The 12543-nt window shown below is 65.9% G+C and carries 18 protein-coding genes; 8 read left to right on the top strand and 10 right to left on the bottom strand.

Annotated features, from left to right (window positions below):
* Positions 1-4 precede the first annotated feature (4 nt).
* The 3 genes from ACTIEZ_RS11165 to ACTIEZ_RS11155 are packed head-to-tail and all read right to left on the bottom strand — an operon-like array spanning position 5 to position 1689.
* Positions 5-811, bottom strand: a complete 807-nt coding sequence (locus tag ACTIEZ_RS11165; RefSeq protein WP_439546754.1) for an ABC transporter ATP-binding protein — start codon at positions 809-811, stop codon at positions 5-7.
* 24 nt (positions 812-835) lie between these two features.
* Complete coding sequence (locus ACTIEZ_RS11160) at positions 836-1249, bottom strand: VOC family protein (protein ID WP_439546753.1); 414 nt, start codon at positions 1247-1249, stop codon at positions 836-838.
* Positions 1249-1689: a DUF1465 family protein gene (locus tag ACTIEZ_RS11155; RefSeq protein ID WP_439546752.1), complete on the bottom strand. Its 441-nt coding sequence runs from the start codon at positions 1687-1689 to the stop codon at positions 1249-1251. Before ACTIEZ_RS11155 ends, ACTIEZ_RS11160 begins: the two co-directional genes overlap by 1 nt.
* A gap of 64 nt (positions 1690-1753) precedes the next feature.
* Here ACTIEZ_RS11155 and ACTIEZ_RS11150 point away from each other — a divergent pair, with 64 nt between their 5' ends.
* A complete protein-coding gene (locus ACTIEZ_RS11150) occupies positions 1754-2215 on the top strand; it encodes an Hsp20 family protein (protein ID WP_439546751.1) in 462 nt (153 codons plus the stop codon).
* Here ACTIEZ_RS11150 and ACTIEZ_RS11145 read toward each other — a convergent pair whose 3' ends face one another.
* Both ACTIEZ_RS11145 and ACTIEZ_RS11140 read right to left on the bottom strand, forming a co-directional pair.
* Positions 2216-2779 carry a tetratricopeptide repeat protein gene (locus ACTIEZ_RS11145; protein WP_439546750.1) on the bottom strand — a complete coding sequence of 188 codons (564 nt, stop codon included), beginning with the start codon at positions 2777-2779 and terminating at the stop codon, positions 2216-2218.
* A 29-nt stretch (positions 2780-2808) separates the two neighbouring features.
* Entirely contained in the window at positions 2809-3006 is a 198-nt protein-coding gene (locus ACTIEZ_RS11140) for a YdcH family protein (protein WP_439546749.1), read from the bottom strand.
* Positions 3007-3232: 226 nt separating this feature from the next.
* Here ACTIEZ_RS11140 and ACTIEZ_RS11135 point away from each other — a divergent pair, with 226 nt between their 5' ends.
* The gene (locus tag ACTIEZ_RS11135; protein WP_439546748.1) at positions 3233-3394 is read left to right on the top strand and encodes a YdcH family protein; all 162 of its coding nucleotides are present in this window, start codon (positions 3233-3235) and stop codon (positions 3392-3394) included.
* Between the two features lie 15 nt (positions 3395-3409).
* Here the strand turns inward: ACTIEZ_RS11135 and dksA are convergent, their stop codons facing one another.
* Positions 3410-3832: an RNA polymerase-binding protein DksA gene (dksA, locus tag ACTIEZ_RS11130; protein ID WP_439546836.1), complete on the bottom strand. Its 423-nt coding sequence runs from the start codon at positions 3830-3832 to the stop codon at positions 3410-3412.
* 259 nt (positions 3833-4091) lie between these two features.
* On the bottom strand, positions 4092-4691 hold the full coding sequence (gene phaR, locus ACTIEZ_RS11125) for a polyhydroxyalkanoate synthesis repressor PhaR (protein WP_439546747.1): 600 nt from the start codon (positions 4689-4691) through the stop codon (positions 4092-4094).
* 299 nt (positions 4692-4990) lie between these two features.
* Here phaR and ACTIEZ_RS11120 point away from each other — a divergent pair, with 299 nt between their 5' ends.
* The 4 genes from ACTIEZ_RS11120 (at position 4991) to ACTIEZ_RS11105 (ending at position 8319) form a co-directional block, all read left to right on the top strand.
* Complete coding sequence (locus ACTIEZ_RS11120; RefSeq protein WP_439546746.1) at positions 4991-5980, top strand: alpha/beta hydrolase; 990 nt, start codon at positions 4991-4993, stop codon at positions 5978-5980.
* Between the two features lie 80 nt (positions 5981-6060).
* A complete protein-coding gene (locus tag ACTIEZ_RS11115; RefSeq protein ID WP_439546745.1) occupies positions 6061-7236 on the top strand; it encodes an acetyl-CoA C-acetyltransferase in 1176 nt (391 codons plus the stop codon).
* Positions 7237-7384: 148 nt separating this feature from the next.
* Positions 7385-7915, top strand: coding sequence for a hypothetical protein (locus ACTIEZ_RS11110; protein WP_439546744.1), 531 nt, complete (start codon positions 7385-7387; stop codon positions 7913-7915).
* Positions 7915-8319 carry a PaaI family thioesterase gene (locus ACTIEZ_RS11105; RefSeq protein ID WP_439546743.1) on the top strand — a complete coding sequence of 135 codons (405 nt, stop codon included), beginning with the start codon at positions 7915-7917 and terminating at the stop codon, positions 8317-8319. Before ACTIEZ_RS11110 ends, ACTIEZ_RS11105 begins: the two co-directional genes overlap by 1 nt.
* Before the next feature lie 3 nt (positions 8320-8322).
* Here the strand turns inward: ACTIEZ_RS11105 and ACTIEZ_RS11100 are convergent, their stop codons facing one another.
* Genes ACTIEZ_RS11100 through metX form a run of 3 tightly spaced genes read right to left on the bottom strand, consistent with a single transcriptional unit; the run spans position 8323 to position 10422 of the window.
* Positions 8323-8712: a DUF1905 domain-containing protein gene (locus ACTIEZ_RS11100; protein WP_439546742.1), complete on the bottom strand. Its 390-nt coding sequence runs from the start codon at positions 8710-8712 to the stop codon at positions 8323-8325.
* Positions 8713-8728: 16 nt separating this feature from the next.
* Positions 8729-9322: a methionine biosynthesis protein MetW gene (gene metW / locus ACTIEZ_RS11095; RefSeq protein WP_439546741.1), complete on the bottom strand. Its 594-nt coding sequence runs from the start codon at positions 9320-9322 to the stop codon at positions 8729-8731.
* Complete coding sequence (metX, locus tag ACTIEZ_RS11090; RefSeq protein WP_439546740.1) at positions 9319-10422, bottom strand: homoserine O-acetyltransferase MetX; 1104 nt, start codon at positions 10420-10422, stop codon at positions 9319-9321. The genes metW and metX overlap by 4 nt, the downstream gene beginning before the upstream one ends.
* Positions 10423-10507: 85 nt before the next feature.
* On the opposite strand from metX, the gene hisC reads away from it, so the two are divergent.
* Complete coding sequence (hisC, locus tag ACTIEZ_RS11085; RefSeq protein ID WP_439546835.1) at positions 10508-11608, top strand: histidinol-phosphate transaminase; 1101 nt, start codon at positions 10508-10510, stop codon at positions 11606-11608.
* Positions 11608-12522 (top strand): prephenate/arogenate dehydrogenase family protein, encoded by a 915-nt coding sequence (locus tag ACTIEZ_RS11080; protein ID WP_439546739.1) that lies wholly within the window; start codon positions 11608-11610, stop codon positions 12520-12522. The genes hisC and ACTIEZ_RS11080 overlap by 1 nt, the downstream gene beginning before the upstream one ends.
* The last annotated feature ends 21 nt before the right edge of the window (positions 12523-12543 follow it).

Below are 12543 nucleotides of genomic sequence, written 5' to 3'. Positions count from 1 at the left end.
CGGTTCAGGCGGCAAGATCGGTGCCGACAGCCAGCCCGCTGGCGGTCAGCCGCACGGCCCGCGTTGCAGCGGCCGCCACCATCTCGCTGTGGGTGACGATCAACACGGCGGCGCCTTCGTCACGCGCCTGCGCCAGCAACAGATCGAGCACCCGGCGCGCGGTTTCCGGATCAAGATTGCCGGTCGGTTCATCAGCCAAAACCAGCGGCGGCGCGTGCACCAGCGCGCGGGCAATGGCGATGCGCTGCAATTCCCCGCCCGACAGTGCCGCCGGCCAATCGCCGCCGCGACCAACCAGGCCGACCTTGGTCAACATCGCCTCGGCCCGGGCCAGCGCCTCCCGCTGCGCCACACCGGCCAGCGCCAGCGGCAACGCCACATTGCGCGCCAGATCGAGGTGCGGCAGCACGTGAAAGGCCTGAAAAACAAAGCCCAACTGCCGGCAGCGCAGGGCGGCGCGGGCCGTTTCATCCATCCCGGCGATATCCTGGCCAGCGATCAGCACCTGGCCAGAATCGGGCGTATCCAGCCCGGCCACGATATTGAGCAAGGTCGATTTGCCGACGCCCGATTCGCCGGTGATCGCCACCACTTCACCTGCCGCCACCGCCAGATCGAGGCCGGCAAACAACTGCCGCGGGCGACCAGCGGCCGGCACCGATTTGGCCAGGTCACGCGCCCACAGGATCGGCGCGGCATCGGCCAGCGGCAGCGGGCCCGCTACAAAGGATTGCACCATGGCAAGAGGCGTTTCGACTTGCATCGCCGCCGTGTAGCGCAGCCCGGCGCCGATGTTAGCCGGGTGTGGCACCATGCCCTCCCGGAGGGAGGGGATTTACGCCTGTTTGGCGAACAGATTGTCCGGGTTACGCATCGCCTTGAATTCCAGCGCGTTACCGGCCGGATCGAACAGGAAAAATGTGCCCTGCTCCCCGGGCTTGCCTTCGAATCGCACATGCGGCGGCAGTTCGAACGCCACGCCGGCTGCGGCGATGCGCGCGCCCAGTGCTTCCCATGCCGGCCAATCGAGCACCAGGCCGAAATGCGGCACCGGCACGCTATCGCCGTCCACCGGATTGCGGTGGATGGCAGATTTCGGCGCACGGTGGATCACCAGTTGGTGCCCATGGAAATCGAAATCGATCCAGGTGTCGGACGATCGTCCCTCCGGACAGCCCAGCACCGCACCATAAAAATGCCGGGCGGCGTCCAGATCATCGACCGGGATGGCAAGATGAAACGGCTGCATCAATGATCCCCGTTGAGGGCACAGATCGCCTGTGCCCGCGCCAGCAATTGCCGGCTGGTGCGGGCAATGGCACCGCCCGGCGTTGCCGCCAAGGGGTGATCATCGCCGAATGCCAAAACGTCGTCATGGCTGAGCGCGGACAACGGCAGCAATTCATCCGACTCCGCGCGCTGGGCATTGGCCGGATCGAGCAGCCAGTTCATCACCGCCAACAGCCGCGCCGTCACCGCCAGACTTTCCATCGCGGCCTGCGCCTGCGCCACCGGCGACTGTGCGGCCCGCCAATCACGACCCGGCCCATCGAACCACTGCCGCGCGGCCTCTCCACAGGCGATGGTGTCGCGATACAGCGCCGCCAACTGCGCGCGCCGGCTGGCGACCCCACTTGAAACCGGCCGCAGTGATCCCAGATTTGCGTTGCCGGCGTGGCCAGATGGCACGCCGGCACCCCCCGGCCCGGTTTGGGCGGGGCCAGAGGCAGACTTGCTTGAGGAGAATTTTGCCATGCGTGGATTTGATATTGCCCCCTTGCTGCGTTCGTCCATCGGATTCGAGAATCTGAACCGATTGGTCGAATATGCCGGCCGCATCGACGCCGGTGACAGCTTCCCCCCCTACAACATCGAGAAGACCGGCGACGGCAGCTATCGCATCCAGATGGCGGTGGCCGGCTTTGCCCGCGAAGAGCTTGATCTGACCGTGCAGGAAAACACCCTGCTGGTTACCGGCCAGGCCGCCAATGATGCCGATGCGCAGGAGCGTGTGTACCTGCACCGCGGCATTGCCAAGCGCGCCTTCGAACGCCGCTTCCAGCTTGCCGACACCATCAAGGTGATCGGCGCCAGCTTCGAAAACGGCCTGCTCAACATCGATCTGGTCCGCGAAATCCCCGAGCACAAGAAGCCGCGCAAGGTGGAAATCTTCGCGGCGGGCAGCCCGGATGGGCTGGCGATCGCCGCCGAGTAACTAGCCCCGCAGGATTTTCCGGCGTTCGACGCGGAAGCGTTTCAGCTCCTCGCCGGGCGCCGGCCAATCCGGATCGGCACGCGCCGCCGCCGCATAATCTTCCATCGCGTCACGCAGGCGGCCGGCGCTTTCATGGGCCTGGGCGCGGGCAAAATAGGCCCGCGCCGGTTCCTTGGGGCCAATGGTCAGGCCGTGGCTGATCAGCGCCACCGCCTCTTCCTGACGGCCGGGAAGACGGGTCAGTGCGACGCCCTTGTTGATCCAGGCTTCCGGAAGGCCAGGCGCGGCGCGGATCGCCAGATCGAAATCCGCAGTCGCCTGTTCGACCTTTCCAGCCTGCAGGCGCGCGATGCCGCGGTTCATCAGCATCGCGAGGCGCACCGGCGGCGCGATACCGGCGGAGCGCAGCGCCCGATCGCAGCGGGCCAGCAATTGCTGCCTGGGCGGGCGCGCTTCAGCCGCTTCGCGGCACGGGCGCGCAATCGGCGATTCGGGCGGCGATTCGGGCGGCGCGCCGACCGGCGCAACCTCGGTCTGCGCCGCCACGGGCATCGCCCACATCATCACAGGCAACCACCAGCGCATCCGCCGGCTCAAGCGATGATGTCCGGGATCAACTGATCTTCCAGCATCATGATCTCGTCCTTCAGGCGCAGCTTCTTCTTCTTGAAACGCTGCAACTGGATCATATCAGGCATTGGCAGCCCGCGCAGCGCCTCGATCGCGGCATCGAGGTCACGATGGTCCTGGCGCAACATCTCGATCCGGGCGCGGATTTCGGCTTCGTCCACCCTGGCGCTCCATCTGCCGGGCCAGCCGTTGGCCCACATCCATTGGTTAATCGCACTGCGCTGCCGGCTCAAGGGGTGCGTCGGCAGCAGCACAGCGTTCGTGCCAAACCAGACGTAAACGGCCGCAACAGCCATGGACAGTGCGGGCAAATCATGATGGAGTTATGAGTCCCGGCGTCGGCCAAATCCCTGGCGGCGCCGCGTAGCGCAGGAAAGGCACATGTCCATGGCCAATGCCCACCGGGAACAGCTCGCCAATCGCCACGCCAGGATCGATGCCAATCTGGCCGCCGAAATGAAACGGCCAGTGCCCGACACCGCTGTGCTGCGCCGTCTGAAAGCCGAAAAACTGAAGCTCAAAGACGAAATCACCGGGCAGTTGCACTGATCCGGCAGCCGCGGCTCACTCGTCGCGGCTGACCTTCTCGTCGCGCTCGTGGCGTTCCTGGGCGTCGATCGTCATTGTGGCAATCGGTCGCGCCTCCAGCCGCGCCAAGCTGATCGGCTCGCCGCTCACTTCGCACCAGCCATATTCGCCGGCATCGATTCGGCGCAGCGCAGCGTCGATCTTGGAAATCAATTTGCGCTGGCGATCGCGGGTACGCAGCTCAATGCCCCAATCGGTCTCACTGGCGGCCCGGTCGGTCAGATCGGGCTCCCGGAGCGGTTCGGCCTTCAGCGCCTCCAGCGTGCCTTCCGACTCTTTCAGGATCTGCTCTTTCCAGTCCTGCAGCTTGCGGCGGAAATAAGCCTGCTGGCGCGGGTTCATGAATTCTTCGTCGGCCGTGGGACGATAGCCGGCCGGCAGGTCATCACCAGCGGGCATCGTCAGCGCGCCACCACTATATTGGCCGGGACCGTCAAAAACACCTTGCGACTCGTTTTTCATCGACCGCGCACCCCAAATATCGGTCGGCCGACGTTGCCGATGATGGCAACGCTGCCGATCTCGAATTTCTGGCTGACCAGACCCCTCCAGACAGCCAAACTCCCGCGGCACCCCATATATTTGAACAGGGCTGTCGGCAAGTGTCCAAATTGGTTGACGCTGCATATGTCGTGCAGCGCAGGCAGCGCGCGTCAGTTCAGGGTTGCAGCCCGTCGATGCGGGCCTGCAGCGCAGCAAGCTGGTCACGCAATTGCTCGACATCATCGCCGGCGCCCGGCTTGAGATCATCGCTGGCACCTGGCTTGGCGGGCGGATCACCGGCCTTGCCCTCACGCAGCCGGGCACCGGTCATCAATTCGGTGGCGGCCTGGAACATCGCCAGATTCTGTCGCGCCAACTGCTCGAAAGGCTTCATCGCGGCATCACGGAATTTCGCCTGGTTCTCGGCAAAGGCCGACATGGAGGCTTCGAGATAATGTGGCACCATCGACTGCATCGAATCGCCATAGAGCGCGATGATCTGACGCAGGAAACTGATCGGCAACATGGTCTGGCCGCCGGCTTCGCCCTCCATCACGATCTGGGTCAGCACGGCGCGGGTGATATCTTCGCCGGTGCGCGCGTCGAACACCTGGAAATCCCGGCCTTCGCGCGTCATGACTGCCAGATGGTCGAGCGTGATGTAGCTGGAGGTTTCGGTGTTGTAGAGGCGCCGGTTGGCGTATTTCTTGATGATCACCGGCGCCTGACCGGGGGAACCGGCCTTCGCGTCGGGTGTTTTTGGGGCACTGGCCATGGATGATCCCAAGAAATTTGAATGTGAAGCCGTAGCATGATCGGAAGTTGGGGTGCAATGCCGACGCGCCGCGAGCGCAGTTGGCGCAGCCAAGTGCGCCGACAGGCGCAAGGCCGGCCGGGCGACGGGAACCCATCGAAGTATTACTTCGATGGGCCCCGCGGGCGGCTGGCCCTTCGCCAGCCGCGCCGCTTCGACGCGGCGGCTTTGCCGCCTCCTTCCTTTCTCCATTGCGCCATGCCCCGCGGACTCGGCGGCTTGGCCACCGGCCGCGCCCGCCAAGCCCAGACACCGCCGACATGACCCGCCCCCGCGGCCCCCACCCGCTGCCGCTCTTCCTTGCCACCGTCAGCCACGTCTGCGGCACCGACCGCGCGCGGCTGGCCCGCGTCCTCGCCGGCCTCACCCGCTACCAGCGTGCGCCGTTGCCCCGAACCCGGGTCATTTTCCCCGAGATCGCCCGCATCGGCAGCATCACGCTGCGCGCCACCACAGCCGCTGGGGCGCCGGTGCTGGTCGTCCCTTCGTTGATCAACCCGCCCGACGTGCTCGATCTGGCGCCCGGTCGGAGCCTGCTGGCCCATCTCGCCAATGCCGGCTTCCGGCCGCTGCTGGTCGATTGGGGCGGCACGCCTGAACCCTTGGGCCTCGCCGCCCTCGTCGAAACCCGCCTCATCCCCCTCATCACCACCCTCGGCTATCCGGTCCCGGCCCTGGGCTACTGCCTCGGCGGCACGCTGGCCTTGGCCGCCGCCGGCGCTGGCGCCATCACCCGACTGGCGCTGCTTGCCGCCCCCTGGCGCTTTGCCGCTTATGGTCAGGACGGCCGCCAGAGCTTGGGCGGCTGGTGGGCAAGCGCCAGGCCGATCGCGGCGCCGCTTGGCCTGGTGCCGATGGACCTGCTGCAACCGGCCTTTTGGGCGCTCGACCCCGAAGCGCTGGCCACCAAGTTCGAAAACCTCGCCGACGCTGATGATGCGACGGTCGCGGCATTCGCACGGTTGGAGGATTGGGCCAACGCCGGCGCCCCGCTCAGCCTTGCGGCCGCCGCCGATCTCGCAGCACTGTTCGATGGCGGCGGAACCGGCATCAGTGGGGATAATGTGCCAGCCATCCCGCTGCTCGACGTCGTCGCGCTCGCGGATCGCATCGTGCCGGCTGCTGCGGCGCTGACTGATCCCGGTGACCCGGCGCGGCTGGACATCCCCAGCGGCCATGTCGGCATGGTCGTCGGCCGCAACGCGCCAGCCCGCCTTTACGCACCGCTGACGGCGTTCCTGGCGGGTTGACCCATGTTTGGCTGTTGGTGCGGCAGGGTGAAGCGGCCTAGCATGGCCGAAACGAATCACTGACCAAGGATCGTATCGCCATGACCAACATCGTCATCACCGCCGCTCGCCGCACGGCCGTCGGCAGTTTCCTGGGCAGCTTCGCTGCCACGCCCGCCCATCTGCTCGGCAAGGCCGCCATCGAAGCCGCATTGGCCGACGCCGGCGTTTCCCCCGATGAAGTTGATGAAGTCATCCTCGGCCAGGTACTCACCGCTGCCCAGGGCCAGAACCCGGCGCGCCAGGCCGCCATGGCCGCCGGTATCCGGCTGGAAGCGCCTGCGTACGGCGTCAATCAGGTCTGCGGCTCCGGCCTGCGCGCCGTCGCCATGGCCGCACAGGCCATCGCGAACGGTGATGCCGGCATCGTGGTGGCTGGCGGCCAGGAATCGATGAGCCTTTCGACCCATGCCCAGGCGATGCGGGCCGGCACCAAGATGGGCCATGTCGAATTTGTCGATACGATGATCAAGGATGGTCTGTGGGATGCCTTCAACGGCTATCACATGGGCATCACGGCGGAAAATGTCGCCGAAATGTACCAGATCAGCCGCAGCGCCCAGGATGAATTTGCCGTCGCCAGCCAGAACAAGGCGAGCGCCGCCCGCGCCGCCGGTCGGTTTGCCGCCGAAATCGCAGCCGTGACGATCAAGGGCCGCAAGGGCGACACCGTGGTCGATACCGATGAATATATCCGCGACGGCGTGACCATCGATGGCGTGTCGGGCCTGCGCGGTGCCTTCAAGAAGGATGGCAGCGTGACGGCGGCCAACGCCAGCGGCCTGAACGATGGCGCTGCCGCGCTGGTTTTGATGAGTGAGGAAGAGGCAAACCGCCGCGGCGCCACCGTGCTGGCCCGCATCGCCGGCTTTGCCAGTGTCGGCGTCGATCCGGCCGTGATGGGCATCGGCCCGGTGCCCGCCAGCCGCAAGGCGCTGGCCAAGGCCGGCTGGTCGGTCGCCGATCTCGATCTCGTCGAAGCCAATGAAGCGTTTGCGGCGCAGGCACTGGCCGTCGGTCAGGAGCTCGGCCTCGACCCGGCAACGTTGAACGTGAACGGCGGCGCGATTGCCATCGGCCACCCGATCGGTGCTTCGGGGGCGCGCGTGCTGGTGACGCTGCTACACGAAATGGGCCGCCGCGATGCCAAGAAGGGCCTGGCGACGCTGTGCATCGGCGGCGGCATGGGGATCGCGATGGCGGTGGAGCGCGGCTGAGGCGGTAGGCGCACGCCCAACCCCTCTTGGCTGCGGCAGGGGAGTCGCCTGTGCATGACCGTTCTGCTCCCCTTCCGCTTGCGGGAAGGGCTGGGGATGGGAACAGCCCCCTTCCCGCCCCCGCCAATCCACGCCATAAACCCAATCCATGATCCGTGACGCCACGCCCATCGAGCGCCTGTTTTCCGGGCACCGCCCGGAACATCCCACCGGCCGCCTGCTGGTGCTTGGCCGCCCGCCCGAACGCGTGATGCTGAACCTGGAAGGCTGGGAACGCGTTGCCTGCGTTGCGGCCAGCGATGACGAATTGCGCCCCGGCACGGTGCGCGCCGATCCGCACCATCTGCCGTTTCATGAAGCGCTGTTCGACAAGGCGCTGCTGTCGGCGCCACTGGTGCAGCCGCGGCTGATGCTGCGCGAATTGTGGCGCGTGCTCAGCCCCGCCGGCCTTGCCGTGCTGGTGGTGCGCGCACGCCGGCCCTGGCACATCAAGGATATCGGCTGGCTGCGCGATCCGCTGCAACTGCGGCTGGACGAAGCCATGTTCGAAGTGATCGACTGGTGCGTCGAAACCCTGCCCGAACGCCACCATGTCGTGCTGGTATCCAAACGGGACTGGCAGAAACCGGTGATGGTGGGCGAAGCCGATCCGGTGCTCGAACCACGCATGGTCAACTGATGATGGATTCCGATGCGCTCGCCCATGTGGTCGCCATGGTGCCGTTCGCCGCGCACCTGAACCTGGAACTGAAGGCCCTGAGCCGGGAACAGGTGGAGGTGCATGCCCGCATCAAGCCGGAATATTGCACCAGTGGCGGCACCGCCCACGGCGGTTTCTTGATGGCGCTGGCCGATTTCACCGGTGCCATCGGGGCGTTTCACACCCTGCCCGAAGGCGCGAAAACCACCACGACGATCGAATCGAAAACCAACATGATGGGTGCAATTCCGGTTGGCAGCACGCTGATCGCCACCGCCACGCCGCTGCACATCGGCCGCCGCACCAGCGTGTGGGTAACCCGCATCGAAAGCGCGACAGGCAAACTGGCCAGCGTGACAACGCAGACGCAGATGGTGCTGTAGCGGCTAGACCCGCAATGCGACCGTCACCTCATCACCTTCGGCAATATGCGCTTTCTTGCGGATCGCGGCCTTGATCGGCAGCAGATAGCCCTGCACGTTCTTACTGGGGAACAGCGATGTTTCCCAGGTCGTCGTACCGATCCGTGCCTTCACATAGACAGAGCCCCAGGCCGCCGAACGCCCCGGCGCTGCGGCCCGGATCGCCTTGGCGACATCGCCGGTGATGGTCAGAAAATGCCACGAAGTCGGGCTGGGCTTGCCGTCGGCATTGTTGCCCTTCCAGATCCACACGGGACCGGTGAACGTCCATTCGCCGCCGCTGGGCAGTTCATGCCCCAGTTCCTCGCGCAAAAAGCGCACGAGTTCAGGATCGAGACCGGCCATGTCGTTCATGTGCCGAAGGATAGCCTCAACGGCGCAAAACAAACACCCCGGTATCGCCGAGCAGATTGGGCCACAGCGCCACCGGCCGCCCGTTGTTGAGGGCGGTGCGGCCCTGCACCGTCAACCCCATGTCGCGCGCCAGCGCCTCGAAATCGTCGATCGTGCAGAAATGGATATTGGGCGTTTCATGCCAGCTTACCGGCAGACTGCGGGTCACCGGCATCCGCCCCGACAACGCCAAGGATGCGCGCACCCGCCAATGGCCGAAATTCGGGAAACTGACCACCGCACAGCGGCCGATGCGCACCAGTTCGTTCAGCACCGCCATCGGCCGCTGCATCGCCTGCAACGTGTTGGACAGGATCACCACATCGAACGCCGCGTCGGGATAATCCGCCAGATCGGTATCGGCATCGCCCTGCACCACCGCCAGCCCGCGCCCCACCGCAGCCGCCACATCATCGGGATCAAGCTCGATACCGCGCCCCTCCACGCCCTTGGTGTCACGCAGCCAGGCCAGCAACTGGCCATTGCCGCAGCCGATATCGAGCACCCGCGCCCCTTCCGGCACGGCGGCGGCCACCGCCGCCAGATCAGCGCGCAAGGGGACCGGAGTCATGACAAGAGGAACCCGTTTATCACGCGGTTCATCTCCGGCGCATCCAGCAGAAACGCATCATGGCCAAACGGGCTTTCCAACTCGACAAAGCTCACCGGCGCCCCGGCGGCATTCAGCGCCCGCACGATGCGGCGGCTTTCGGCGGTGGGATACAACCAGTCGGAGGTGAACGACACCAGGCAAAACCGGCTCTGCACGCCGGCAAAGGCGCGCGCCAGATTGCCGTCGTGCGGCTGCGCCAGATCGAAATAATCCATGGCGCGGGTGATATAGAGGTAGGAATTGGCATCGAAACGCTCGACGAAACTGAGGCCCTGGTGGCGCAGATAGGATTCCACCTGGAAATCCGCGTCAAAGCCGAAACTGACCGCCGCACGGTTCTGCAACCGCCGCCCGAACTTCTCGGTCAGGCCGGCTTCGGACAGATAGGTGATATGCGCCGCCATCCGCGCCACGGCGAGGCCCGCCGCCGGCGGCTTGTCGGGCGGATAATCGCCGCCGGCCCACATCGGATCGGCCATGATTGCCTGCCGCCCGACTTCGTGAAACGCGATGTTCTGCGCCGAATGGCGCGCTGCCGTGGCAATCGCGACGACCTTGCCGACGCGGTCGGGATATTGCACCGCCCAACTCAGCGCCTGCATGCCGCCCATCGATCCACCGATCACTGCGGCCAGCCGCTGCACCCCCAGATGATCGAGCAGCCGGGCTTGCGCTGTCACCATGTCGGAAATGGTGATCACCGGAAACCGTTTCGCATACGACTTGCCATCACGAGGATCGATGCTGGATGGCCCGGTACTGCCCATGCAACCGCCGAGCACATTGGCGCAGATGATGAACCAGTCTTCTGGATCGACCGGCTTGCCGGCGCCGACCAGCCGCGTCCACCACCCCGCCTTGCCGGTCCGCGGGTGCGGGCTGGCAACATATTGATCAAGCGTCAGCGCGTGGCAGATCAGGATCGCGTTGGTCGCATTGGCATTGAGCCGGCCATAGGTTTCATAGGCGATGGTGAGTTCGGGCAGCACCGCGCCGCCGGCCAGCGGGAAATCGCCGGGCAGGGTGATACTGCGGTCAAGGCCAAAGCGTGGGTCCATGGTTGGCGCGCAATAATGGCGCGGGGGTGACTGTGCCAGCGATATTCGCTAACCGCCTCTCATGACGACCGCCGCCGCCCCCATGATGAAGCCCTGGATTGAAGCCATGCACGCCTATGTGCCCGGCAAGGCGAGCACAGGCGGCGCGCCCGTCGTTGCCAAACTTTCCTCCAACGAAAACCCGTGGGGGCCGTCGCCGCTGGCAATCGCCGCGATGCAGGATGTGGTGGCGCAAGGGCACCGCTATCCCGATCCGGCCAGCACGGCGCTGCGTGAAGCGCTCGGCGCCAAATCTGGCGTGAACCCCGCCCACATCATCTGCGGCACCGGCAGCGATGAGATATTGCACATGATTGCCTCGGCCTTTGCGGGGCCGGGCGACGAGATCATCCATGTGCGGCACGGTTTTGCGGTGTACGAAGGCGCGACCCGCCGGGTCGGGGCAACACCGGTGGTGGTCCCGGATGTGGACTACACGGCCGATATCGATGCCATCCTGGCTGCCGTCACACCGCTGACCCGCATCGTCTATCTCGCCAACCCCAACAACCCGACCGGCACGTGTCTGCCGGCCAGCGAAGTGCGCCGCCTGCACGCCGCCCTCCCGACCAACGTCATCCTGGTGCTCGATTGCGCCTATGCCGAGTTCGTGGAGCGCGATTATGAAGACGGTTTCGCGCTGGCGCAGACCACGCCCAATCTGATCGTCACCCGCACCTTCTCCAAGATCCACGGTCTGGCGGCGCAGCGGGTCGGCTGGGCCGTCGCGCCGTTGGCCATCATCGCCGCGCTTGATCGGGTGCGCGGGCCGTTCAACGTCACCAGCACCGGCCAGGCCGCCGCGCTGGCTTCGCTGGCCGACGACGCGCACATCGACATGGTGCGCCGCGAAACCATCCGCCTGCGCGACTGGCTGGCTGGCGAAATCGCCGCGCTGGGCAATGCCGGGCTGCGCGCCATTCCGTCGGCGTGCAATTTCATCCTGGTCGAATTTCCCGAAGGCGGCGCCATAACCGCCGCGGCTGCCAATCAGCATCTGCTCAACCACGGCATCATTTGCCGGTATCTCGCCGTGCAGAACATGCCGCGCTGCCTGCGCATTTCCATCGGCACAAGCGAAGAAACCGAAGCCGCCGCCGCCGCGCTACGGGTGTTCGTGGGCGATTTCGTGCAAAGCGCCGCCTGATGCTCCCCTTTGCGCGCGTCGCCATCATCGGCATGGGCCTGATCGGCTCGTCACTGGCCCGCGCCATCCGCGCTGCCATGCCCACAGTGGGCCTGACCGTGTCGGACGGCGATGCGCAAGTGCGCGCCCGCGTATCCGAATTGGGTCTGGCCGATGATGTGGCAGACAATGCCGGCGCGGCGGTGACCGATGCCGATCTGGTCATCCTGTGCGTGCCGGTGGGTGCGATGGCAGCGGTCGCCGCCGAAATCGCGGCCGATCTGCCGCCTGATTGCGTCGTGAGTGATGTTGGTTCGGTGAAGGAAAATGTGCTGCGCGTGTTGGGCGATGCCCTGCCCGGCGTCCACGTGATCCCCGCGCATCCCGTGGCCGGCACCGAAAAATCCGGGCCTGATGCTGGTTTCGCCAGCCTGTTCCAGGGCCGCTGGTGCATCATCACCCCGCCGCCACGTGCCGATGCCGTAATGGTGGAACGCCTGGCCGAATTCTGGCGGCGGCTGGGGGCCCGTGTTGATCTGATGGACGCCGCCCACCATGATCGTGTGCTGGCCGTGACCAGCCACCTGCCGCACCTGATCGCCTACAGCATCGTCGGCACCGCCAGCGATCTGGAAGCCGTGACACGCAGCGAGGTCATCAAATATTCCGCCGGCGGTTTCCGCGATTTCACCCGCATCGCCGCCAGCGATCCGGTGATGTGGCGCGACGTCTTCCTCAACAACCGCGAAGCCGTGCTGGAATTGCTCGGCCGCTTCACCGAAGATCTGGTCGCCCTGCAACGCGCCATCCGCTGGAGCGACGGCGACACGCTGGAAGCTTTGTTCACCCGCACCCGCGCCATCCGCCGCAGCATCATCGACGAAGGCCAGGACACGGAAACAGCCGATTTCGGCCGCCCGCACCTGCCCGATTGAGGAGACCGGCGGGCAGCTATC

The organism is Sandarakinorhabdus sp. (assembly GCF_051860625.1).
GTDB lineage: Bacteria > Pseudomonadota > Alphaproteobacteria > Sphingomonadales > Sphingomonadaceae > Sandarakinorhabdus.
The sequence above is the reverse complement of the archived record's forward strand: the minus strand, read 5'-3'. Positions and strand labels throughout refer to the sequence as shown.

What these genes read in the sequence shown, in the direction of transcription:
- ACTIEZ_RS11145 (WP_439546750.1), bottom strand. Translation starts at nt 2,779, where the DNA reads ATGATGTGGGCGATGCCCGTGGCGGCGCAGACCGAGGTTGCGCCGGTC.
- hisC (WP_439546835.1), top strand. Translation starts at nt 10,508, where the DNA reads ATGAAGCCCTGGATTGAAGCCATGCACGCCTATGTGCCCGGCAAGGCG.
- metX (WP_439546740.1), bottom strand. Translation starts at nt 10,422, where the DNA reads ATGGACCCACGCTTTGGCCTTGACCGCAGTATCACCCTGCCCGGCGAT.
- ACTIEZ_RS11110 (WP_439546744.1), top strand. Translation starts at nt 7,385, where the DNA reads ATGATCCGTGACGCCACGCCCATCGAGCGCCTGTTTTCCGGGCACCGC.
- ACTIEZ_RS11160 (WP_439546753.1), bottom strand. Translation starts at nt 1,249, where the DNA reads ATGCAGCCGTTTCATCTTGCCATCCCGGTCGATGATCTGGACGCCGCC.
- ACTIEZ_RS11115 (WP_439546745.1), top strand. Translation starts at nt 6,061, where the DNA reads ATGACCAACATCGTCATCACCGCCGCTCGCCGCACGGCCGTCGGCAGT.
- ACTIEZ_RS11150 (WP_439546751.1), top strand. Translation starts at nt 1,754, where the DNA reads ATGCGTGGATTTGATATTGCCCCCTTGCTGCGTTCGTCCATCGGATTC.
- ACTIEZ_RS11080 (WP_439546739.1), top strand. Translation starts at nt 11,608, where the DNA reads ATGCTCCCCTTTGCGCGCGTCGCCATCATCGGCATGGGCCTGATCGGC.
- dksA (WP_439546836.1), bottom strand. Translation starts at nt 3,832, where the DNA reads ATGCCCGCTGGTGATGACCTGCCGGCCGGCTATCGTCCCACGGCCGAC.
- ACTIEZ_RS11100 (WP_439546742.1), bottom strand. Translation starts at nt 8,712, where the DNA reads ATGAACGACATGGCCGGTCTCGATCCTGAACTCGTGCGCTTTTTGCGC.
- ACTIEZ_RS11105 (WP_439546743.1), top strand. Translation starts at nt 7,915, where the DNA reads ATGATGGATTCCGATGCGCTCGCCCATGTGGTCGCCATGGTGCCGTTC.
- ACTIEZ_RS11120 (WP_439546746.1), top strand. Translation starts at nt 4,991, where the DNA reads ATGACCCGCCCCCGCGGCCCCCACCCGCTGCCGCTCTTCCTTGCCACC.
- ACTIEZ_RS11135 (WP_439546748.1), top strand. Translation starts at nt 3,233, where the DNA reads ATGGCCAATGCCCACCGGGAACAGCTCGCCAATCGCCACGCCAGGATC.
- metW (WP_439546741.1), bottom strand. Translation starts at nt 9,322, where the DNA reads ATGACTCCGGTCCCCTTGCGCGCTGATCTGGCGGCGGTGGCCGCCGCC.
- phaR (WP_439546747.1), bottom strand. Translation starts at nt 4,691, where the DNA reads ATGGCCAGTGCCCCAAAAACACCCGACGCGAAGGCCGGTTCCCCCGGT.